This is a genomic window from Acinetobacter johnsonii CIP 64.6 (assembly GCF_000368045.1).
Classification (GTDB): domain Bacteria; phylum Pseudomonadota; class Gammaproteobacteria; order Pseudomonadales; family Moraxellaceae; genus Acinetobacter; species Acinetobacter johnsonii.
On sequence record NZ_KB849235.1, the window covers coordinates 1,054,552 to 1,077,976 of the forward strand.

The 23,425-nt window shown below is 42.0% G+C and carries 22 protein-coding genes; 3 read left to right on the forward strand and 19 right to left on the reverse strand.

The window, feature by feature from the left end:
* Positions 1 to 16: 16 nt before the first annotated feature.
* Both F986_RS10875 and rpe read right to left on the reverse strand, forming a co-directional pair.
* Complete coding sequence (locus F986_RS10875) at positions 17 to 490, reverse strand: hypothetical protein (RefSeq protein ID WP_004694976.1); 474 nt, start codon at positions 488 to 490, stop codon at positions 17 to 19.
* Positions 491 to 920: 430 nt separating this feature from the next.
* Complete coding sequence (rpe, locus tag F986_RS10880) at positions 921 to 1,607, reverse strand: ribulose-phosphate 3-epimerase (protein WP_004694978.1); 687 nt, start codon at positions 1,605 to 1,607, stop codon at positions 921 to 923.
* Between the two features lie 178 nt (positions 1,608 to 1,785).
* On the opposite strand from rpe, the gene F986_RS10885 reads away from it, so the two are divergent.
* On the forward strand, positions 1,786 to 2,061 hold the full coding sequence (locus F986_RS10885) for a DUF2218 domain-containing protein (protein WP_004694979.1): 276 nt from the start codon (positions 1,786 to 1,788) through the stop codon (positions 2,059 to 2,061).
* Positions 2,062 to 2,078: 17 nt separating this feature from the next.
* Here F986_RS10885 and F986_RS10890 read toward each other — a convergent pair whose 3' ends face one another.
* The 9 genes from F986_RS10890 to F986_RS10930 form a co-directional block, all read right to left on the reverse strand.
* A complete protein-coding gene (locus tag F986_RS10890; protein ID WP_004694981.1) occupies positions 2,079 to 3,134 on the reverse strand; it encodes a M48 family metallopeptidase in 1,056 nt (351 codons plus the stop codon).
* Between the two features lie 10 nt (positions 3,135 to 3,144).
* Positions 3,145 to 4,254, reverse strand: coding sequence for a YjgN family protein (locus tag F986_RS10895; RefSeq protein ID WP_004694984.1), 1,110 nt, complete (start codon positions 4,252 to 4,254; stop codon positions 3,145 to 3,147).
* 126 nt (positions 4,255 to 4,380) lie between these two features.
* Positions 4,381 to 5,217 (reverse strand): S-formylglutathione hydrolase, encoded by an 837-nt coding sequence (gene fghA, locus F986_RS10900; RefSeq protein WP_004694985.1) that lies wholly within the window; start codon positions 5,215 to 5,217, stop codon positions 4,381 to 4,383.
* A 23-nt stretch (positions 5,218 to 5,240) separates the two neighbouring features.
* Positions 5,241 to 6,617 (reverse strand): C13 family peptidase, encoded by a 1,377-nt coding sequence (locus F986_RS10905; RefSeq protein ID WP_004694987.1) that lies wholly within the window; start codon positions 6,615 to 6,617, stop codon positions 5,241 to 5,243.
* Positions 6,618 to 6,740: 123 nt separating this feature from the next.
* A complete protein-coding gene (locus F986_RS10910) occupies positions 6,741 to 7,559 on the reverse strand; it encodes a class I SAM-dependent methyltransferase (protein ID WP_017396882.1) in 819 nt (272 codons plus the stop codon).
* Complete coding sequence (locus tag F986_RS10915) at positions 7,553 to 8,377, reverse strand: undecaprenyl-diphosphate phosphatase (protein ID WP_004694991.1); 825 nt, start codon at positions 8,375 to 8,377, stop codon at positions 7,553 to 7,555. The genes F986_RS10910 and F986_RS10915 overlap by 7 nt, the downstream gene beginning before the upstream one ends.
* 12 nt (positions 8,378 to 8,389) lie before the next feature.
* A complete protein-coding gene (gene tsaB / locus F986_RS10920; protein ID WP_004694994.1) occupies positions 8,390 to 9,055 on the reverse strand; it encodes a tRNA (adenosine(37)-N6)-threonylcarbamoyltransferase complex dimerization subunit type 1 TsaB in 666 nt (221 codons plus the stop codon).
* Between the two features lie 129 nt (positions 9,056 to 9,184).
* Complete coding sequence (locus F986_RS10925) at positions 9,185 to 9,715, reverse strand: gamma carbonic anhydrase family protein (RefSeq protein ID WP_004694995.1); 531 nt, start codon at positions 9,713 to 9,715, stop codon at positions 9,185 to 9,187.
* 23 nt (positions 9,716 to 9,738) lie between these two features.
* Complete coding sequence (locus F986_RS10930) at positions 9,739 to 10,341, reverse strand: NUDIX hydrolase (RefSeq protein ID WP_004694996.1); 603 nt, start codon at positions 10,339 to 10,341, stop codon at positions 9,739 to 9,741.
* 123 nt (positions 10,342 to 10,464) lie between these two features.
* Between F986_RS10930 and F986_RS10935 the strand changes: the two genes are divergently transcribed.
* Entirely contained in the window at positions 10,465 to 11,013 is a 549-nt protein-coding gene (locus tag F986_RS10935) for an NUDIX hydrolase (RefSeq protein WP_017396881.1), read from the forward strand.
* Positions 11,014 to 11,070: 57 nt separating this feature from the next.
* Here the strand turns inward: F986_RS10935 and filF are convergent, their stop codons facing one another.
* The 6 genes from filF to filA all read right to left on the reverse strand — a co-directional run bounded on the left by filF (position 11,071) and on the right by filA (position 19,109).
* A complete protein-coding gene (gene filF / locus F986_RS10940; RefSeq protein WP_004694998.1) occupies positions 11,071 to 12,990 on the reverse strand; it encodes a putative pilus system protein FilF in 1,920 nt (639 codons plus the stop codon).
* A gap of 19 nt (positions 12,991 to 13,009) precedes the next feature.
* Complete coding sequence (gene filE / locus F986_RS10945) at positions 13,010 to 14,227, reverse strand: putative pilus assembly protein FilE (RefSeq protein WP_004695000.1); 1,218 nt, start codon at positions 14,225 to 14,227, stop codon at positions 13,010 to 13,012.
* 29 nt (positions 14,228 to 14,256) lie between these two features.
* Positions 14,257 to 15,921 carry a putative pilus system OmpP1/FadL family transporter FilD gene (filD, locus tag F986_RS10950; protein ID WP_004695001.1) on the reverse strand — a complete coding sequence of 555 codons (1,665 nt, stop codon included), beginning with the start codon at positions 15,919 to 15,921 and terminating at the stop codon, positions 14,257 to 14,259.
* 12 nt (positions 15,922 to 15,933) lie between these two features.
* Complete coding sequence (filC, locus tag F986_RS10955) at positions 15,934 to 17,058, reverse strand: putative pilus system protein FilC (RefSeq protein ID WP_017396879.1); 1,125 nt, start codon at positions 17,056 to 17,058, stop codon at positions 15,934 to 15,936.
* A gap of 62 nt (positions 17,059 to 17,120) precedes the next feature.
* A complete protein-coding gene (filB, locus tag F986_RS10960) occupies positions 17,121 to 17,954 on the reverse strand; it encodes a putative pilus system C39 family peptidase FilB (protein WP_004695004.1) in 834 nt (277 codons plus the stop codon).
* A gap of 186 nt (positions 17,955 to 18,140) precedes the next feature.
* The gene (gene filA, locus F986_RS10965; protein WP_004695005.1) at positions 18,141 to 19,109 is read right to left on the reverse strand and encodes a putative pilus system protein FilA; all 969 of its coding nucleotides are present in this window, start codon (positions 19,107 to 19,109) and stop codon (positions 18,141 to 18,143) included.
* A gap of 253 nt (positions 19,110 to 19,362) precedes the next feature.
* Here filA and pabB point away from each other — a divergent pair, with 253 nt between their 5' ends.
* Positions 19,363 to 20,712 carry an aminodeoxychorismate synthase component I gene (gene pabB, locus F986_RS10970; protein ID WP_004695008.1) on the forward strand — a complete coding sequence of 450 codons (1,350 nt, stop codon included), beginning with the start codon at positions 19,363 to 19,365 and terminating at the stop codon, positions 20,710 to 20,712.
* A 71-nt stretch (positions 20,713 to 20,783) separates the two neighbouring features.
* Here the strand turns inward: pabB and hisC are convergent, their stop codons facing one another.
* On the reverse strand, positions 20,784 to 21,875 hold the full coding sequence (hisC, locus tag F986_RS10975) for a histidinol-phosphate transaminase (RefSeq protein WP_004695010.1): 1,092 nt from the start codon (positions 21,873 to 21,875) through the stop codon (positions 20,784 to 20,786).
* Between the two features lie 174 nt (positions 21,876 to 22,049).
* The gene (hisD, locus tag F986_RS10980; RefSeq protein WP_162182432.1) at positions 22,050 to 23,351 is read right to left on the reverse strand and encodes a histidinol dehydrogenase; all 1,302 of its coding nucleotides are present in this window, start codon (positions 23,349 to 23,351) and stop codon (positions 22,050 to 22,052) included.
* Positions 23,352 to 23,425 lie beyond the last annotated feature (74 nt).

Here is a 23,425-nt window from a genome sequence, read left to right on the forward strand (position 1 = left end):
GTTTTAAAAATCAGGATTAGGCTTTAGGAGGACGTAGAATTTCTTGCCAATAGCCCACTAGATGTTGAGCTTGATAACGAAAATGGGGGGATGATTGTACTAAAGCGGCTTCAAGCTGAACCACTGCAAGCGGTTCAACGTCTAAAAGCGTCAGCGTCGTTTGGCAGTGATACTGTGCACACTCCTGACACTGAACTTGCTTATTTTGCAGCATATCCAAGGCATGACAATTGCTCTTCGCTGTTATGTCGGTCTGAGCTATATGCATTTGATGTCCAGAGACTGGACTCGATGATTTCGTTTGATGACAGTCGAGCATGCTTTGCATACCTGCTTCATACGCTGAACTTTGCTCACTGGTTGCAGCCTGCATACTGAGCTGCATCATTTGATGCACCGGTGCTGCCGAAGCTTGGGCAATACCACTCCACCCCATTACCAAAATAATGAGTAAGACAAACCAAGAATGTGTCTTGAGCAATGAACGCACAATCAATCCTATTTAGTCAGTGAAGAATGATATTTCAACGCAACAAACGCTCTGTGCATGTAAATGCCTGACCTTTTGTTGCTGATCCCAATCAACAGGATAAGCAAAGAATGGCTTATACACAAGATTATAAATTTAAATTCAATTACTGCGACGGTTTAGCCACCACGCACACTTAAACAATAAAGTTATTTTTTAAACAGCGCTATTTTTAAGTACAGATGAATAAAGCATCAGTAAGAATCAGGCTTTCACACCATAAAAAAGAACTCAAATGAGTCCTTTTTATACATTTAACGTCTAAATACTAAACCATTGCTGTGTAAACGTTTGAATATTAATCAAGTTATCCATATCGTTATCAACATAGATATCCACCAGTTTATCCATAAAGTTATCCACAGGATGTATAGCATTTATACCTATGAGCTTAAACCTTTACCGCACCCACTTTTGCAAGCTCTGCACGCATATCATCAATCACAGCTTTATAATCTGGTTTTCCAAAAATAGCTGAACCAGCAACAAACATATCTGCACCCGCTTCCGCAATCTCGCGAATATTTGCAGGCGACACGCCGCCATCTACTTCTAAACGAATATCACGCCCTGAAGCATCAATAATTTTGCGTGCTTCACGCAGTTTGTCTAAAGTCATCGGAATAAATTTTTGACCGCCAAAACCTGGGTTCACACTCATCAACAAAATTTGATCGACTTTATCGAGCACATAATCTAAATAATGTAACGGCGTTGCTGGGTTAAAGACCAAACCAGCTTTTGCACCTCCAGATTTAATCAACTGTAAAGAACGGTCAATATGGTCAGAGGCTTCTGGATGAAAGGTAATAATGTCCGCACCTGCTTCTAGGAAGTCACCAATCATGCGATCGACAGGTTTGACCATCAAATGCACATCAATTGGGGCTTTGATGCCGTAGTTCTTGAGTGCCTTACAAATACCAGCACCAAAAGTCAGGTTTGGCACATAGTGGTTATCCATCACATCAAAGTGAACCACGTCTGCACCTGCTGCAAGTACATGTTCAACGTCTTCACCTAAACGGGCAAAGTCAGCAGAGAGAATAGATGGTGCAATTAAATAAGGCTTGGACATGCGTGTACCTGGCTTATACAAAAGGGAATAAAAGCATTATAGCAAATTCAGCTTTTGAACTGGGACTTGTGAAAAAAGAAAGCGCTAAGCTTTCTAAATTTGCAACGTAGCGTTGCAACATTCAACTTTTCATTTGGCTTGAAACTGTTATGGTAAGTGATCAATCGACGAGGTAAATATGAAAAGTACTGCGGATATTGTCACGACAGATGCGGCTCGAATTGCAAAACGACTAGTGAATCATTGGAAACATAAGTTTGAAATCGAACAAGAACCCAGTAGTTTTACCATTATCATGCCTGAAGCACGCGTACTGTTAAGGCCTCAAGCCGAACATTTACATGTCAGCATTGAGGCCAGTGAAGAGAAACTGAGTCACTTAGAACAGGTGGTCTTAGATCACCTGGTCCGTATGGGACAAACGCCCCTCACGGCAACATGGACACAAGTTTAAGTCAGCGGCTGAATGAATTAGTTTGATAACCGTTGCTGTTGGTTAAATTGGCGAATAGCCGCAATACGCTCTTGGGTCGCAGGGTGACTTTGGAAGAATGAACCAATGCCAGCTTCCTCCTCTTCTTCGGACTTCCCTTGCGGCTGCTTTTCTTCCTCTTCGGCACGTGCATCGGCTTCCATACGCGCTAAAAAGTTTGCCAAATGTAAGCTGGAGATATGGTTTTTATCCAGCACTTGCATGGCATACAAGTCTGCATCACTTTCAAAATTGCGTGAATAACTGGCACCAACCAAAGCCACAGGCAAAGTTGTAAATAAGGCCGAACTGTCCCCCGTCACTGCAATCAACAGCACACTAAAACCTAAACTCGATAAGGCTTGCTGTAAGCTATGTCGCTCGACCAAGTGCCCTTGCTCATGTGCTAAAACCCCAATAATTTCATGATCATCTTTGGCTAAATTAACCAGTTCATCGGTCAGAATAATGGTGTTGTTTGGCAGCGCTAAAGCATTCGTTCCAATTTGTCCGCCTGCACGAAACAGTACTTTGGCAGGTTGTCCATTGGCAACAAGGTCTTGATAGCTTTGTATGATTTGTTTTTGACGCGCAAGGGGGATAGTCGAAGGTCCCGTCAGCTTAAACACTTGTTCTTGCGCTTCATCGCCGAGTTTATAGATGGTATCGGCAGGTAGTTGCATCGCGACATAATGTGCTGCGCTTGGAATACCCCATCTTAAAATGGCGAAGATAAAAGCGGCAACAAACACCACACTAAACAAGATGAGACTTGGTGAGCGTTCTAATTTCCAAATCGAATGCTGTACATGCTTTTTGTTCAGCTCAAACCAGTCAGGCAATGCTTGTGGAAATTCAATCCGTGCATCATCTTTCAACTCAATCACAGGTTGAATCTGCCCCAATGCCCCAATCAACTGCATATCGGCATAGTAATAACGACGCTGCTGCTGGTTATAACAGATCAACACCGTTTCTCGGTCTATCGGTGCAATCGTGGCTGGATAAGGCTTAGAAATCTGCCCATCGTAAAAGGTGATGTTTTGTTCCTGCATTTAAGCCTCGTTACAGCGAAATATCGATGTCAAAAATATCACTCAGCTCTTCAGCAATAGCATTCGGGTCATCTTGAGCCAAATTGTACATACGATCTGGATCATTTTTTAGGGTTAAAGTTAATGACTCAATTTGATACTGATACAAACGCACCGCAGCCCATGCAGATAACAAACCGAGCGAGAGGATTTTTAAAATCCAGTTGGTCATCACGATCCATGCATAATGCATCTGACCACAGTCCGTTTGGAAAGGGCTACGCCCCAACGTGGCTTTATTCCATGTGGTAATAAAAATACGAGCCATCATCAGCGGCCAAATCATAAAAGCAGCAATCATATAAATTACCGCCACGATGATCCCAAACTGGGTTGGAGAACTGCTCCCCACTTGAAGGGTGAAGGCAACGAATAATCCTAAAACAAAGACGATTCCAATAAACAAAAACACCGGGACATACATGGCACGCATATAGTCAGGCCAATCGGCATGTAGCTCAAAACGTAATTGCCCGAGTTGTAAATTATCCAGCGTGTATTTTTTAAAATACCAAAATAGCACAGGGAAAAAGATCCCAAGGGTAAAGATGTAAATCAAAATGCCTTTCAGCGCCAAGATATAGGCTTCTTTGGTTGTGCCTGTAAAATAAAAGCGGCTATTGCCAAATTTACTGTTCCGCGCTCGGAAACGAATGGTTGAACGCACCAACCACGGAACCAATAAAAAGATGATGAGGAAACCAATTAAAGAAGCTTGCCAAGATACCTGAGCCAAAGCTGAAGCACCAAAGTACACGCCCAAAGCAATAATTCGACCAATCAGGATACGTGTAGGTACACCCGTAAAATCAAACTTGCGGCGATAAAACACCGTGTTGCCATAAAAATAGCGTAAGCGTCTAACCTTCGCCCAAGGCGCATATAAACTGAAGGTAACAATGGTCAATAAGATATTCACAATCCAAATGCCAAAGTACTCTCGGGCATTACCACGGAACTGGAAACGAAAGGTCTGTCCCAAATAGGCGTTTGGCTCATCCGTGGGAACGGCTGGTGGAGGTGGCCAACTTGCTTCAAAAGAAGCCTCTACAGGTGGCAAAGATGCCTCTGAATTTTGCATGTATACCCTATCTATTATTTTACTGTTTTATTTTTTAAGAACAAAAAATCAATCACCCAACCATGTTAATGCCAGTGCTGGATGATTTCTAGTCAAAAATTAAGAATAAATATGACAAATCAAGATTTAAGATTCGAGCTGTACGGCATGAAACTGCAGGTGATCATCAATAAAACTTTGAATAAAGTAATAACCATGGTCATAGCCTGCATGTTCGCGCAGCGTCAGTGGCTGGCCCGCAGCCTGACAGGCTTGCTGAAATAATGCAGGATTGAGCTGGCTATAAAACTGATCACTCAAACCCTGATCAATTAAAATATCGGCAAAATGAGCTGTTTTTGTTTGCACCAAAGCGGTTGCATCGTGTTTCAACCACTCAGCTTGATCTGAACCTAAATAGTTTGAAAACGCTTTTTCGCCCCAAGGACATTGGCTTGGTGCGCAAATCGGAGCAAATGCAGACACCGACTTAAACTTCTCAGGATATTTCAAGGCCAAGGTTAAAGCACCATGACCGCCCATGCTGTGCCCGAAAATACCAATACGCTCTGCTTGTACAGCAAATTGCTGAATCACTAAATCATACAACTCTTCAACAACATAGCTTTCCATCTGGAAATGCTCAGCCCACGGCGCTTGGGTTGCATTGATATAAAAACCTGCCCCTTGCCCAATATCCCAATGATCACCTTGCGCAACTTGTTCACCACGGGGTGAAGTATCAGGCGTTACCAAAATCAGACCTAGCTGTGCTGCTAAACGCTGCGCATGCGCTTTAATGGCAAAAGTTTCTTCGGTACAGGTTAAACCTGCCAAATAAAATAATGTTGGGCACGCTTGCCCTGCTAACGCTTGAGCGGGTAAATAAATACCAAACTTGCTCTCGCCTTGAAGGCTGATGGAATTAAATCGGTAAATACGCTGTTCACCATCAAAACTACGGTTAGATTGTACTAATTCCATCAGGGTTCCTTTTTAGATCCAAATTAAGGGCTTGTAACAGCTTTAGGTGGAAACAAGCGCTGTTCAAGTTGAGGAAGCATCAGCTCCATATTTTTACCCATCGACCACTGTGGTTCAGACGGTTCAAAGCCTTGTGCTGTTTCCCATTGGCTCACAGTTTTTTGTGCTTGGTTAAAAGCAGTTTCTATACTGTTTTGTTCACGCATTGCTTGATCGAAAAACGCCCGACCAAAATAAGTATAGTCGGCTTCATTGGTACACCCAAAAGACTGGCGGTCTGCCGCTGAAGCAGTAATGATCAAGGTATTGTCATTTTGCAGTGCAGGCACAAAACTCCCAGAGAAACACGATGAAATAACAATCACACGCCAGCGAATGCCCGATGCATCTAATGTTTCGCGTAACCATTTCGGGTCGACCTGAGTTAAGTCTAAAGGTGCATTTTCCATTTCGAACTGGTTCGGTAAACCATGCGAAGTCATATATAAAAATAACACATCGCTTTCACGGTTCATCTGCTGTCCCATACGACGCAGCGCCATTTCAATACTGTGTTTAGAGGCAATCGGAATTTCTGTTCGTGTAGCAGGGTTATTCACCAACATCATCGAACGGCCCAACGTACCAAAACGCGTGTCGAACTGTTTTTTTATTCGCTCGACTTCCGAACGGAATACATCTTGATAACTCGCTCCCGCCACACCAAGGAAATACCAATGTGACTGTGCAAATTCACCATATTGCACAGACTCTAGTGCTTTATTCAGTAAGCGACTTTGTGCATAAAAGGCATCTTCTGCAAAGGTTGGTGGCGTTTCTTCTACTTTCCAAATCGGCTGACTGGTGACTGACATTTGCCAAACCACAAGGGTAAACAGCGTGGCCAAGACAATCAGGGCACGCTCCCACCAAGGCCATTTCAGCTCACGCGAAAACACCCACACCACAGCCAAACTCTGCCAAACAAACAGTACCATGAACACATTCGGTAGGTAGTCGTAGAAGAAATACGGCAGGACATCAATCATGCCTAAATATTGAATAAAACTTTGTAATAACGCGATATGCGTATCCAACACGAGCCAAAGAAGTGCTGGCACCAACATCAAACGTGGATTATTCACCCGTTGAGACAAAAAAATCCCGACAATCAGGGCAATAAAAGGCCAAAGTGCATAACTGACCAAACCTTGTGGGTTAAAGTCACCGATCTCTCCTGCACTTAACCAACTAAATAAAGTATTGGCTGAGCCGCCTAAAATTCCCCAGAAGATGAGCTGCATAATCGAAGGATGGACAATTTGCAAAGAGCGTCGTGAACCTAGAAACAACCACATCCCCGCAGTTTGGTTGCTTTTAAAATCATGCCAAAAGTTGATGGAGGGTTTGAAGTCGATCATAAGATTCTAATTAAATTGTGACTTGCGTAGGGACACACTAAGTTTATGCTTGATCAGCATTTTATCAATGATGTTTTTAACTATATAACAAATCTTTGCATACTTTTGAAGCAATCTTCCACTTCAGTCTAAGCGTTCATGCTGAAAATAGGCATCAAAACGGCATGCATCCCCCAGCCACTGATGAGTGGTTTCTTGATTTGCCAAAAATACGGCCAAGCGAGGACGTTTGACCACCACCCGTTTTGCCACTTTTTGCGCTAAGTCAAGCAGATGATCACCCAGATCCATTTCACCATCTTCAGGCAGTAACATATGTAAAAGCTGCATTTGCTTTTTCACTTGCGCCTGTTTTTTCACCGCTTGCTGATTTTGATCACGTTGTGGAAACATCGGATCTAGATAAACCACATCAACCGTATTGCACTGCTCTGCTTGTTGCTGCAAATACTGTGCGGAATCTGAAAAAACCAAGTCAATTCGAGTCACCACGGTATTTAAAAATGCATCTTGCAAAGCCTGTTCCTTACTTGACTCTAACAAGGTGAATAAAATGGGATGGCGTTCTACCAAAGTGACATTGGCGCCCAAATACGCCATGAGCAGTGAGTCATGCCCAAGCCCAGCCGTCGCATCAATGAGCTTAGGTTTTTCAGTCAAGTGGCAAGCACGAGCAATCATTTCAGACTTTAACGACGCACGCTTTAAACGTGGAACTTCAGCTTTCCAATCCGGCTGCATTTTCATGCCATTGGCACAAAGCCAAAGCCCATCGGCATCGGCACACAAACCCAGTTCAGGATGAAATCGGAAGAAACGTGCATTTAACTTTTCGGCAACTTCAATACTGACCTCGACACCACGAGAAAAAAGCACAGCAACATAGTGCTGTGCTTTTTCTAAGTGCTCTTGTTCCACATATAAGCGCATTGGGCTTACCATAGCTTCCAACCCGTAAAGGCAAACAGTAGAATCACTAAGCCTGAAGCAATGCGGTACCATGCAAAAATCATAAAATCACGCTTCGCCACATAAGCGACTAAAGCACGAATCAACAGTAAAGCCGAAACAAAAGAAACAATAATGCCTGTTGCCAATACGATCCAATCTTGTTGTCCGTCAAACACATGCGCACTTTGATACAAATCTAACAGACCCGCACCAATAATTACTGGAATACCCAAGAAGAATGAAAACTCAGTCGCCGCTTTACGCGATACACCTAAGAACATCGCGCCAATAATGGTTGCCCCCGAACGTGATGTCCCTGGAATTAAAGACAACACTTGAATCAGACCAATCCAAATCGCATCTTTCACACTCAGGTCTTCAACTTCATGCACGCGCTCTTGTGGTGGATGCTTTTCAATCCAAATAATAATCAAACCACCCACAATCAAACCAATGGCAATGGCAATATCATTAAATAAAAGCTCTTTCACCGTTTGACCAAATGTCAGACCAATCAGCACAATAGGAATCGACGCTAAAATTAGCCCAATCCCGAGACGGCGACCTTGGGGTTCACCACTAAAAATCCCCGTTGCTGCCCCCCACAAACGTGCCCAATATTCATAAATGACGGCTGCAATTGCCCCCATTTGAATGGCGATCACAAAGACATCACTTTTTTCTTTGGTCCAGAAATTCATAAGTTCTGAAGCTAAAATTAAATGTCCAGTACTCGAAATGGGTAAGAATTCAGTAATACCTTCAACAATACCCATAATTGCCGCTTTGAGCAGCAGTAAAAGATCCATAAAAAACCCTAATTATGCTTTGCCCTGTTCCGGGATTTTTTTCCAAGCGTTATCACGTAAATAGACTGGAAGTGCAAGTTCAGCACTCACCCAGTGTTGTTGCTGTGCATTCTTGCGCGCAATTGTGGCAATATCTTGCGCAGTTGCACTTAAATCTTTGTATTGTATTTGTGATGGATCAATTAAGGTTGCACCTGAACCAACTAAAGTAAACGGTGCACATTCAGTAGCTGCTGCATAGCTTAAAAGCTGTTCTTCATCGACGGCTTGCATGATGCCGTCCGTATCTAATTGAAAACTCGCAATATAGACTTCACTCATACGAGCATCTAAAACTGCGGTGACTGTGGTTAGACCATGCACGCGATATGCGGCTTGTGCGAGCGCTTGTAAGGTTGAGACAGGAACCACAGGCAAATCATGCGACCATGCCAAAGCTTGAGCCACGGCAGCATTAATACGAACGCCGCTAAAAGAACCAGGACCACGACTAAAAGCGATACAAGACAAATCTTCTGTCTTTATATCCAACTGTAAAAACCCTTGTTCAATCATTGGGAGAATCGTTTGCGTTTGTGCTTTTGCGCGCGTATCCAATTGGAAAAAAAGTTCTTGATTTTCATCTACAATAGAGACGGAACACTGCTCATTTGCAGATTCCAATGCCAGCACTTTCATGCACAACCTTAATGATTTAATCTATAAAAACGTGGCTATGATACTCCACTCAAAAGCACTAGGCGAGATGTTCTCAGAACAGAGCTAAAAAAGCCTAGAAAAATCTAGGCTGAATGGGAAAAAATAAGCTTATAAATGTGCCGGCTCTAAATCGATAAATTGTTTAAAGTGTTCTGCATAATGCAGCGCACTCATTTTCAAACGAGCCTCAGCCATTTCATCCAAAGTTTTGACGACTTTACCAGGTGAGCCCATAACCAGAGAATTATCTGGAATGACTTTACCTTCCGGAATCAGTGCATTCGCACCAATAATACAATTTTTCCCAATCACAGCATTGTTTAAAACTACGGCATTAATCCCAATCAAACTATTATCGCCCACTGTGCAACCATGCAACATGGCTTGATGCCCAATCGTGACATAATTGCCAATATTCATTTCAATCCCAGCATCGGTATGTAAAACCGCATTTTCCTGAATATTGGTAAAGTCACCTAATCGAATCTTGCAATTGTCTGCACGTACGACCGCCCCAAACCAAATACTGACCTGTTGTCCCAATTCGACTTGACCGATCACTGTCGCATTTTCCGCAACCCAGCCATTCCATGGTTGATGCATTGCCTGTGGTGCATGACCTTTAAATTTGTACAACATATTTTTTCCTTAAAATACTCAACTTACTTGGGGAACCGAAAAGTCGGTGAATTGACTAAAAATGGCCACTCTTTATGGTAGCCTAAACCATATTGAAATAATGCAACCAGCATCCGTGCTGTCAGCCCCCAAACAATTTCATTTTCCACCCGCATACTGGGAAAATAGAGAGATTGATGGGCAAAACGAACTTCATAAGGCACCGCAGGCACTTCCATCAGCTGTTTGAGTGATGCAAAGAAAATACGATCAATTTCTGTCGGCTGGGCAACCAGTTCAACCTCAGGCGGAATCAGCCCGACCACAGGTTTGACTAGCATCCCATTGCGGGCCTTTTGCATCGGTAAATCACCGAGCAGCTGTACGTCAAAAGGATTCAATGCGGTTTCTTCATAGGCTTCACGTAAGGCAACCACAATATTACTGGTATCTTGCGGATCTCTTTTTCCACCAGGAAAAGACACTTCACCAGCATGATTAGATAGGTAAACAGAGCGGCGGGTCAGTAAAACTTTGGGATTGTCTTCATTGGTGATCGCGATTAACACAGCTGCATCTGCCGATTTAATTTTGCTTGAAAACCGTAACTGTTGCTGTAGCATGCGTGTTAATGAATGTTCATCCATTGAACGTCGTCCCCATCATTCTTTTTTTCATCATAGCTGAATTTGATACTGAAAAAAGAGAAATGATGCCAAAATTTAATTTTTAAGTTATGCTGAGTCTGAACTTTATCATTGATGATGAATATGGACTTTTGCAGCAATTGCGGACAAAAAACAACAGAACAAATCCCTCTTGGCGACCATCAATTACGTCGTGTTTGCACCTCTTGTAGTTCTATTCATTATGTGAACCCTAAAGTGATTTGTGGTGCACTCGCACTTTGGGAAAATAAAGTATTGTTATGCCGCCGTGCCATTGAACCACGTTATGGGCTATGGACCTTACCAGCAGGTTACATGGAGTTGTTTGAAACCATGGAACAAGGTGCTGCACGAGAAACCCGTGAAGAAGCTGAAGCGGAAGTTGAAATTGAACAGCTATATTGCATGTACAATATTCCGCGCATTGGTCAAATTTATGTGCTCTTTAAAGCGAACTTAGTGGATGGGAAATTCGGTGCTGGCGAAGAAAGCATTGAATCTCGTTTATTTGAAGAAGATGAAATTCCTTGGTCAGAACTGGCTTTCCCTAGTGTCGAACATACCTTACGTCACTATTTTGCCGACCGTAAAAGTAATCAATTTAATCTTCATCTCGAAACCCTAGGTACACGCTTAGACCATACAGGTTAATGTTGCCTAATATCAAAAAAGCCCATCGATGATGGGCTTTTTGTGTTTACAACGATATTATTTTGCTAACACCTTATAGCAATCAGCAATGTCAATTGAAACCTCACCCTCACGAAAGTCTGCGGCTGCTTGATTGGCAATGCTATTTTTTTCATAATAATTACTCAAATACGCCTTATAGATATTGGTCCACTTTACCCCTGCACCAGAAAAATCACTGAGGGAAATATAAGCACTTTCATTAACATTGGCAGACAATAAATTGCCTAAATTAACGCGTGCCCCACCAATCACTGTAGAGGTTTGTTTTCCTTCACTATTTACATCACTCACAATATTGGTATTTGCGCCAATAACTGCGCCATCAATTTTATCAAAGATAGGATTTGCCAAGAGGATACGGAAGGTTACAGCTTTATTTGAAGTATCTGTCGCACCCAGTGTTCCAATTCGGTACTGTACTTGATTGTTATCTGTCGTTAAGGTTGCACCCGTTGTTAGTAGCGGTGTACATGCTGTCGTTTTATTACTAGCGGACTGCATATCAGTACGAATATCTCCCGACTCATCAATTGCAATACCTAAGGCTACGCTATCACTAGAGTTTTTTGCCTTAAAAATTAAGTTGGCATACAGTGGAAAAATATACTTCTGTCCAGCCACTACATTGCTCTTCGACTTAAATACATCATTATCTAAATAGCCAATTGGAAAAATTTTAAAGGCATCAAATGAACCTTTGAAGGTATCTGTGCCATAGTTTTGCTGCCATAAACCATAGGATGATGGGCTAGCATTCGGATCCTTGGTTAATTGTTTATAAAATTTTTCCGTCCCTGCAATCAAATAATCATTAAACAATTTGCCTTGGGTAATGGTGAAATCATCCGAATTTGGATCTGTCAGATTAAACTTAAACGGTTGCTGAATACTTTTAGTTAAGGGATTAATCCAAGACATTTGTGCTAAAGCATTCATTTTGGCAGGTTCAATATTTTTCAGTAAATCGACCGTCACACTGGTTGCCAAATCACTGCCTAATTGTTCTTTTAATGGTCCACGCCACTGTACACCTGAACCAAAGGTATAACCTTGTCGATCCGTTAGAATAATAAAGCTTCCAATTAAATGACGAAGATTAGCAGGACTGGTCTTACAGTCTGTAGCATTACAACCATATAAGCCTTGCGGTAAACCAATCCCTGTCTTGTCCGATAGAGCATTTGCAAAAATCGGGAAGTCCGCTTGATAGGTGGCAGAGTTATTCATGAGCACCAATGTTTGGACCACTTTAAAAGCATCCTCATTGCTGACTTGACTGACATCAATCCATGGCCGGATTTTATCTACGTATGCTCCTGATGCATAATCTTCAGCACTAATTGATGCCAAGAGGAGTGATAAGTCTGCTTTTTTAGAGGCTAAAATACCAAAAGGTTGTACATCGCCAGCCACGCCAGCACCACGCTCTAGACCTAAAGCTTGAAAAATTTTCGCCAAAGCCATCGCAATTTTTACGGTCTTATCATTTGGACTCAAACTGGTTGCAGCCGTTCCACCATTTAACCCTTTTGCCATATCTAAAATACTAAGGCGTGGCAGTGAAGCTGAAACCGTACTCACATTGCCAATTTCAGACAAAGGAACGGTACCGAGTTCGACTTGTTTATCCGAACTTCCAGTCAACAAGAAGTGAATTTTGTCCCCTTCAGAGCATCGGCCTGTTGCCGCATTGGTTTTCGGCTCCATCAGAGTCATATACGTATTATCGGGGTCGCTACTACAGACAAAGTTAATCCCATCAACTGGATAATCCAAGGCAAACTCAACACAGTTTTTATCTTTCAGCAAACAGCTTCCGTTGACAGAATTCACTTGATTCGGCTCCGGATTCACATTGGTACTTTCTCCACCACAACCAGCTAAGGCAACAACCAATGTCGACAAGGTAAATGGCCATAAAATTTGTTTTTTCATTTTCATACTCTATTTATTTTTAGCGAATTGCGATTAATTTTAACTGACCGTGATTGGTTAGAACTTTATGTTCGACATCTACAGCGGAAGAGAGTGGTGTTAACAATAAATAATGACTTTGCTCAGGTACATGTAAAATACCTGCAATCATTTCATGCGATAGCATGGAGGGTGAGTTTTCATCATTTTTAAACCCTCCTACCCCTTCAAGCACACAAGCATTCTGGTCTAAGAACACAGCAAAAGGCCAATAAAATGTGGGATCATTTTGTGTAGATGCATACGAATTTAATTGAATATTTTGAATATTGCTGTCCACTTTGATGATTTCAAATTCAAAATTTTCTTTGATCGGCTTTTTCGGCCAAACATTAATATCGTGATTGGCTTGTAAGCTTTTTGCTTTTTTCAGCTTTTTATCCTTAAAACAAGTTTGTCCTAAGCTAGTGATCGTGTCTTGTTGTGACATTCGGTAATAGGTCGATGCTAAGGCAATCGGGGCTAAGTTTTCTTTTTGCTTGGGTTTAAACATAGCGTTAAGGACAGATTTACTCACTCCTTTTTCTCGCTCAATGACCTGAAAACGAGTCGCTCCAGTTTTATGATCAATCACTCCTTCAGGCATGGTATAAAAACGACGTTTGCCTTCTAAGTTAAATTCACGGTCTTCTAAATATTCGTTGCGAACGTAATCAGTTCCATCCATTTGATTAAACATGCTTGAGGATGCAGTTGATTTCTCTGCACTTACCGAATCCGTATGCGTTATGCTTTGGGGCGTTGATGCAGGCTTAATGGTTTGAGTACTACTCACTGGGGCTTGCGGGATCTGCTGAGTGGTTTCAATCACTTTTTGTTGAACCAGCACTTTGGTTTCAGTTTTGCTGAATGGACGCTCAGCCTGAATCACTGTAGAAGAAGTGACTTGCTTCTCAGCAGAAAGTTTCTTTTTTGGCGCAGGCTTTGTATCTGGTAAACGAGCCTTCATTTCGGTTACAGGCTGTATCGGCTGTGGTGCAAATTCCTGAGCGGGCATTAGTACTGGTACTCTGACCTCAGAGACTTCATGCGTTTCCTTTTCTTCCTGCTTACGGCCCTGTTTCACTTGCTTTTCTGGGGACTCACTGGCTTTGCCTTGTACCACCATCGGTCTACCATCTGGACCAATAATCGTAAAAAACTCTCCCGCAAAACTTGCATTCGAAATCCAACCCAATAAGCATAGTGATGAGGGCAATAAAATCCTTTTTATTGTATTCAATGTGCTTACCACCGTGTTCTATAGTTCAACCCTAAAATCGTAATGGTTGTATCAGTTTTTACATTTAAACCTGCATACGGGTTTAATAAAATATTATTTACCCCAGTTTGGTTCGCTAAGCTACTAGAATTTGCAGGAATTTTATCTCGGCTTTGCAAAAAACCAATGGATAGATCTAAATCAGTATCTGCATCAAAACGATAACCAACACCCAAACCAAACAAGCGTGCATTGTTAATCGGCACCATCGTATTCCGTTTATCATCAGGGATCGCACTGGTCCGTGGCTCATAGCCTGCACGGAGTTTTAAACGATCTGTTGCTGAATATTCAATCCCAATACCGTAGTTCCATGGTGACTCAAATGCCAAAGGCAAAGCCAAACTACTATCTGAAATATTGGCTGAAAGCAATTTTGCAATTTTGAGCGCCGAAACTTGACGGTCAAATTCAAATTTAAATTTGTCCCATGCTTTATAGTCGGTCCAACCTACATCGACATTGACTTGTAAGTCGGGTAAAAGTTTATACTTAATCCCGGCTTGGAAATGTGCTGGATATTCTAGATCCATTGATACCAGACCCGACTCACTGGCTGGCACAGAACTTGGAAAACCTAAAACAGCAGCCAGAATCTGCCCTGTTGGGGAGGACATCAACCCCTTAATGAGTTCTTGTGGAGCTTTAGCATTGTCTATGTGATATTTACCTTTCATCCGCATTTTGGCAGCACTTTGGTAGACTACACCAAAACTAAAATCTTCTGTCGGTTCCCACAGCACACCCAAGTTATAGCTTGGGCTTAGAGACTGTTCTGCTGAAAGTTCAAGTTGACCAAAGCGCCCAAAAGGATTCATTCCCTCTTCAGCATTACACATGCCCAGCAAGAGAATGTCGGTAATCACATCTGAGTTTTCTTTGAACGGGGTACAAACGACATCATCAATCATACGCAACATCCCAATCAACTCATTGGGAAAACGTAAATCATTTTTTAATGCCAAAGCTTGATAAGACATCCCAATTGAACCACCAATGGAAAGCTGATCATTGATTTGGTAGGCCATAGACGGTGATAAATAAGTGATCCGTTCTAGCGCAACTTGTTGTCCCATAAAGTTACCGGGATTGCCATCTTCCGCACCGAACCCTGCAATTAATGGCGCATACATGGCAGTTGCAAATGTCATTTTAGACCCCGGCGGATTATATGCTATACCCGCAGTCGGGGCAGCCACAGGCATACCTTTACCCAAGTCCACCATTTTCTTCAAACCAGGTACATATAAGCTCGGGTATTCAACATCACCGCGGACTGGCCCTTTAAAGTCGGTACAGATATCGGCATTAACTTCAGGCCCATCATTACAAACAATCGGGTCATCTGAATAGCCAAATACGTTATAACCTGCAGGAACAGAAAACTCCCGCTCGATATTAAAATCAGCGAGAATACCTTGCACATCCGTTTGCAAACCTTCAATTTTGGTCAGTGCTGCTGGGTTAAAGTGAATGGCACTGATCCCTGGTGGATCAGCAGTGACTGCATTGCCCATAGCCAAAGAGCGAATATCAACTGATAAGTTTTGCCCTAAAGCAGCAAATGTAACACTAGAATAGCCCGTTAATAATATGGCAGACACCAAAGGGCTAAGTCGGATATTTTTCATACGACTCCCCTATTATTTAAGCTTTTTTCCAAAACCAAGAATATCTAACGGGAAAGACAACCCTAATGACACATCAGGTGCATCTTCTGTTAAACCAAGGCCAACCGTCCCATTCACAATTGTTTCGGGTGAGACGCGTACACCTAAAGAAATAGCAAAAGTTGAACTGGTTTGATCTGCTGGAGAGTAGCTTTCCCCCGAGCTATAGGTAAATTCAGCCCCAGTATTGAAACTTTGTTGGTATGACATCGTCATCGAGACATCATAGTTAAAGGAATAGGCAAAGCCGAAGGCAAAACCACCACTAATCCCTGGTTCAAACGCTTCAATCACACGGCTACCGCGGCGCTGATCTAAGCCCGATTCTTTGAAACCATAGTTTGCAGAGACCGATGCAAACAGCACCACGGGATCAATATATTTACGCGTACTTGCCCCAACACCTGCTGAATAATACCCCTTGCCTGTTGCTAAGTCTGAAGTGGCATTAATTTCATAAGGACTATCCCCAGTTTTGGTGGAAACGTTACCAAATAAAATCAAAGGCAAACGGCCAGCTTTGAGTGGAAAAGGTTCCCAACGCGCACCAAATGAAATGTCCCCAAGACCCGCTGTAGAGGTGTCTTTTAATAAGTCTGTTTTGGCAACTAAAGGCAATGATGCTGTTAAGGTCAAGTTATCTCTTAAACCATACTGTGCCGTAAAGGTATTGGTTAGACTGTGTGTTGCATTCTCTTGTACCCGAAGTTGATAGAGCTGACCCTGTGCCATCTCTAAATCAAGTTGAGTATCTCGGTAATAGGTATAATCGATGTCGTAATAAGATGAAATATCACCTTGTTTAATCAATGAATACTGACGTTCATTTGAGGTAAAAACTTCTTCTAAGTTAGTCTCTTTAGTTGCATCACCCTTTTGCTGCTGCAACGCAGAAGACGCTGCTTGCTCAACACTTCCAGTGTTTACAGCTGCTGGCTTTTCTGGTTGCGCAAACACAGTAGGTTGATCAGATCCGACTTGTGCTTGTTGTGTCACAGTTTCATCGACTGTTTCATAACCTCCTAAGCTCGGTTCTTCCGCAGCATAGGCCACCCCAAGAATCATCTGCACACTCACTGCGAGGAGTGTTTTATTCATCCATGTCTTCATCATTGTCCCTTACCCACACCATTGTTCTTGTTTTATTTTTTTTTCACACTTTATTTGTTTTTATAATAAAGCCTGAGAAAATTGTATGTCGGCTGTCCATAATATTCCGACTCTTTATTTTTATTACGCTCTAGGCGAATTGTAGATGCACGATCGGCTATTTTTTCCATATAGTGTTGCGGATATTGAATATCGACGAGTGCATAGCGATTGACCGTAGCATCATCTACATGTCGCAGATCGGCTTCCTGTAAAGCCAACATATTTTTACGCATTTCAGTCGGAACATTAATTAAAAACAACGTGTTATTTTCCCAAACATCCTTGAAACGTTGTTCATCAAAACTAATATTTCCTAAGGCAGGATCGGCAACATAGACCCGTCCATCTTTATAGCCCTTATACACCACAAAATGTTTAAAACCAGCATAGGAGATTGGAACAATGGCAGGTTGACCTTGCTTAACCAAATCTTCAAATTCGCCCTTGTAGCCTCCACTTTCTAAACCAAGTGCAGTCACAAAGCGTTTCATGTCCAATAAAGAAAAACTACGACGCTCAATAATTCGCTCATATTCGCCATAGCGAAGCAAGCCATCCATGGTTTGTTGTTCTGTAAGTTGAGCACCGACATAGCCATTGATTAAGGTGGTCAGTGCTGCTGAACCACAACTATAGTCATAAGCTTGACGGACAATGCCTCGAAATTGGTCTTCTACAGCAGGGTTAATTAGGACAGGTTCATGATGCATTCTGGTAAAAGATGCATTTCGAGAGTCTAAAACTTCAGTATAGTAAACCGCTTCCGCTGGTTTTTTCTTAATATCAAAGGCTTCGGTGGCAAAGTAATACATCATTGCTGAGCCCAATGCGATCTCTAACATAGCTTTTTACTTTTTTTAATAATATAGGCATCCCGCCCATTTTTTGTTTTTAGAGTTAATACTCTATATCCATACATTCAAGAAGATACTGTGTTTTATCTAAAAAAAATAGTCTTTTTTGCATTTTTTATGAATATATTTTAGAAAAAAAGCGCGTGAATTCACGCGCTTTCTTAAACTCTAATTTTAGTGACCAGAAATGGTAATCACAGCACCTGGCATGTATACACCAGCAGCTGGGCTAAAGTAAGTTTGCATACCTTGAACCTCTACATCACCAATGGATGCAGCATTACGGCTACCCAAATGTACACCTTTAACATAAGTATCGTGCGCGCCACTTGTGCTAATCATACGAATATAGCCCTTATTCGCACCCTCTTCACCAATCACACTAATTTTTTGATTCAGTGTTAAATCTAGAGAATTTGCATCTGCAACTTTAATGCTTTCAACAAAGATTTCGCCTGCTGCACGTGTTGCTGTTTTAGTTGAGTTATCTAAGATACCGAGATCTTTAATTTCTAAACCACCAACCATAGTCGCACTTAATTGGACCATTGCGCCTTGCGGTGCAGCACCTAGTTGGATGTTTGCAGACATTGGACCTGTTTTCAGTGATAAACCACTTAAAATCGGATTCACCGTACCTGTACCACCACGACGGATAGAGGTTGCACCAGTTGCAGGCATATCAGCTGAAGCCACGACACCAATTTGACCAATATTAATATCTAGGCCTGAAACTTGAGCTGCAACATTAATAAATGCATTACCACTGTTTGCATCTGTGTCAATTTGCAAGTCAGCTAAGTTACGAGAAGGAAGTAAATATGCCCCAGCTTTATCATAGTTTGCACCAATGACAATACCGTTAACTTTATTTACATGCGCTGTACCATCAGCATTATCTTTCCCATTACCTTGAATCACAATAGCACCAGCCTTAGCAGTACCACCATTTGCAGTAGCTAAACCATCATTATCGTGAATAAAGACTTTACCGATTTCGACCTTAGAAATACCAATGCCGATATTTAAACCATCTTGACCTGTAGCGGCACTGAGCGAAGCGTCATCCATTGCTTGCATTGCCATTGCATTTGCACTGATTGCCATTGAAGAAACTAAAGCAAGTTTAGTAATAATTTTCATCGTGTTCCTCTCCTAAGAGCTTTATTTTTGTGATATCGATCACTCGGTGTTAGTTACTGTTTTTTTATTTTGTCGCAGTATTAACACCTATCCTTGAGTGACTTTATTGCCTGAACTACGTTATATCTGAGTGATTTTTTGATCAACTGCTGTTGGTCGCAATCCATAGCTTACCGATAAACGGTATTTCCTCTATGCGTACACGTACAATGCGGTAAAATAGCCTGAATTTTTTGATCCTATTTGCGTTAGCATGACTCTAAGCCAATCATTTAAAAAGATAATTTGTAATTCAACCCTCTCTGTATCTCATATACTACAGGCGTTGAATGAGCTCACACAGTTAGTCTATTTACAAAATGTCGATGCACCCGTCATTGCTTTTTTACCTGAACGTTACCAAGTTTTTCAAAAAAACCAGCACTTTTTCTTTCAACGCACACAGGATTTTTGTTATATCCGTGATGACGAAGAAATAGACATTTCCAGTAATATTCAGCCAAGCTCAGAACAAAAAGAAGCATCTTTTAGTGGCGGACTCATTGGATTCGTCAGTTATGATTATGCCGCCCAGCAACACGTTCCGGTTCAAATTAAGTCACAGCCAAGCCTATTTTTAGGTTTATACAGCAGTTATCTACAATGGACTGATGCAGGCTGGCTATTTTGCAGTAGTGATTCACAAGCCGAACGCATTTATCGCAAAATTGAATCGTATTTATTACAGCCATCTGCCTTAACCCATCCACTCCAACTCACATCGATCTGCCAAGCACGCTGGACTGAAACCCAATACAAACAAGCCTTTCAGCAAGTACAGGAATACATCAAAGCTGGGGATTGCTATCAAATCAATCTGACACAAGAGTTCACTACCAAGGCACACGGCCAACTCCTAAGTGCAGTCGAAGCATTTTGGCAATTGACCGATGCACCTTACTCAGGCTATCTCCGTAGCGATGATTTTGAACTCTTAAGTTGCTCACCCGAGTTGTTTATTGATTTTCAAGCTCATCGAAAAATCATTACTAAGCCGATTAAAGGCACCATGCCGCGCTATGCAGATCCAGTCTTAGATGAACAATCGAAACAACGCTTAATGGCTTCGGAAAAAGACCAAGCTGAAAATGTGATGATTGTCGATCTACTGCGTAATGACTTGAGTGTCTATGCAGAAACGGGCTCAGTCAAAACACCTAAACTGTTTAATATCGAAAGCTTTAATCAAGTCCATCATATGGTCAGCGAAGTCGAAGCCACACTGAAAGCAGAAATTCATCCCTTTCATGTACTACTCTCGGCACTACCTGGCGGGTCTATTACAGGCGCGCCTAAAATTCGAGCGATGCAGATTATTGAAGAACTCGAAGGTGCCCCACGCGGAGCGTACTGTGGCTCAATGGGTTATTTTAATTTTGATGGTACGGGTTCTTGGAACATTCTGATTCGTTCTATTCAAAAATTCCAAGATGAGGTTTCGCTTTGGGCTGGCGGTGGAATTACCATTGCATCAGAGTGTGAGGCTGAATACCAAGAATGTTTTGACAAGGTCTCAGCACTGCTTAATTTACTCAATACCTTTGTACAAACGGACACTGAATAGCCTCCAAAATAAAAAAGTGAACCTTCATATTAATGAACGTTCACTTTTCAAAGATCACAACTGTTGAAAGTTTATTTTAAAATATCATTTTTCAATGTATCGACTAAACGTTGATTTTGTTCATCAGTTCCAACCGTGATACGTAAAAACTGGTTAATACGCGGTTTATTGAAATAACGCACAATAATACCTTGTTCACGTAATTCAGCCGCTAATTCACCAGCATCTTTGCTAGGCAATGATGCAAAGATAAAGTTGGCACTTGATGGTAAAACGTTAAAGCCCAGTGCAGTCAATTGTTCAACCAAATGTTCACGGCTTTGAATCACTTTTTGATTTTGTGCTTCGAAATAAGCTTGATCTTCAAATGAAGCGACTGCAGCGGCTATCGCAAAACGATCCATCGGATAAGAGTTAAAACTATTCTTCACCGTTTCAAGTGCCGCAATCAAATGCGGTTGAGCAATCGCAAAACCAACCCGTAAACCCGCCAGTGAGCGAGACTTAGACGTGGTTTGGCACACCACCAAGTTCTCATATTTTTCCACCAAACTGACTGCCGATTCAGCACCAAAGTCTACATAAGCTTCATCAATGACCACCACTGAATTTGGATTGGCTTGAAGTACTTCCTCAATTGCAGCTAAACCAATATCAATACTGGTTGGTGCATTTGGATTGGTGATAATAATGCCGCCATTGGCTTGTTTATAGTCATCCACCACAATTTCAAAGTCATCATTGAGTGGCAAAATTTTGGTTTTGACCCCAAAGAATTGGCTATAAACAGGATAGAAGCTATAGGTAATATCGGGGTAAAGTACAGGCAGCTCTTGCACAAAAAATGCTTTAAAAATATGTGCTAAGACTTCATCTGAACCATTGCCAACAAAGACATTTTCAACCACAACATTTTGTTGTTTCGCAATCGCCTGCTTTAATGCAGAAGCATCTGGATCTGGATATAAACGCAATACATCTGCTGAGTTTACCAAGACTGCTTGAACAGCCTCCACCACTTTTGGTGAGGGTGGATATGGATTTTCATTGGTATTGAGCTTCAATAAATTTTGAATTTTCGGTTGTTCGCCTGGTACATACGGTTCTAATTCACGTACTTCAGGACTCCAAAAACGCATTTGTTCTGTAGTAATGTTAGACATTGTCTATCTCATTTATGCACTCAACTTACTTTTATGTAAGCCCTCTCCTTCTAGGAGAGGGTTTGGGAGAGGTTTATGATGTCCCAAACTGAATTAAATATTTTCCCCTCTCCTAACCTCTCCCAGAGGGAGAGGAACATTCATTACTGAACAAATGAGGGATCTAAATTTATATTATTGATAACGATAACGTGCCGAACGCGCATGCGCATCTAAGTTTTCTTGTTGCGCTAAGATATCCGCGGTTTTCGCCAAAGTTTTCACACCTTGCTCAGAGCACATAATCAAACTTGAACGTTTTTGGAAATCATATACACCCAGCGGCGAGGAAAAGCGTGCGGTACCTGAAGTTGGCAAAACGTGGTTGGGCCCTGCACAATAGTCACCAATCGCTTCTGGGGTATAACGCCCCATGAAGATTGCGCCTGCATGACGAATATCTTCAGCCATTTCCTGTGCTTCATCTAAGCAAAGCTCTAAATGCTCAGGTGCAACCTGATTAATCAGCTCAACTGCTTCAGCACGGTCTTTCACAAGCACTAATGCGCCACGATTGGCAATCGATGTACGTGCAATCTCCGCTTTAGGTAACGCTTGCAAATGCGCTTCAATAGCCACTTCTACTTCATTTAACAACTGTTCATCTGGTGTGATAAACACTGCTTGTGCCACAGTATCGTGTTCAGCTTGGGACAATAAATCCATTGCCAACCATTGTGCGTTATTTACGCCTTCAGCATAAACTAAAATTTCAGACGGCCCTGCAATCATATCGATACCGACTTGTCCGAATACTGCACGTTTCGCAGCCGCGACAAAACGGTTGCCCGGTCCTGTAATCTTATCCACCGCCGGAATCGTTTCTGTACCATAAGCTAAAGCCGCAACCGCTTGTGCCCCACCAATGGTAAAGACACGGCTGACACCAGCCAAATAAGCGGCTGCTAATACCAAAGGATTCAACTCACCATTCGGTGCAGGCACCACCATAATAATTTCAGGTACACCCGCCACATGCGCAGGCACAGCATTCATTAACACAGAAGACGGATAAGATGCCAAACCACCAGGTACATAAATACCAACGCGATCTAAAGGCGTTACTTTTTGCCCAAGTGTGTTCCCCAAGGCATCCACATAGGTCCAGCCTTCTTGTTTTTGCGCTTGGTGAAACTCACGAATACGGTTTGCAGCGAGCTCTAACGCCTCGCGGACTTCGGTACTCAAACCATCAAAAGCGGTTTTTAATTGTTCTTGGGTCAGTTCTAAATCTGAGAATTGATGCGCGGGATGTCGATCGAACTGTTGAGTGAGTTTAAGAACATGAGCATTACCATGCTGACGAACATCAGCGATGATTTGATCTACGGTTTTTAAAAGTTCTGGGTCACTCACGGTTTCAAAAGCCAACAAATCAGCAAAGACTTGTTTAAAGTTCTGATCTTGAGTCGATAAACGTCGCATCAATTTATCCACAATGAAAATAAAGGGAAGCTTTAGTTTACCTTGTTTCCTGTATTTTGTGGGCAACAATCCTCCAGCTAAACACG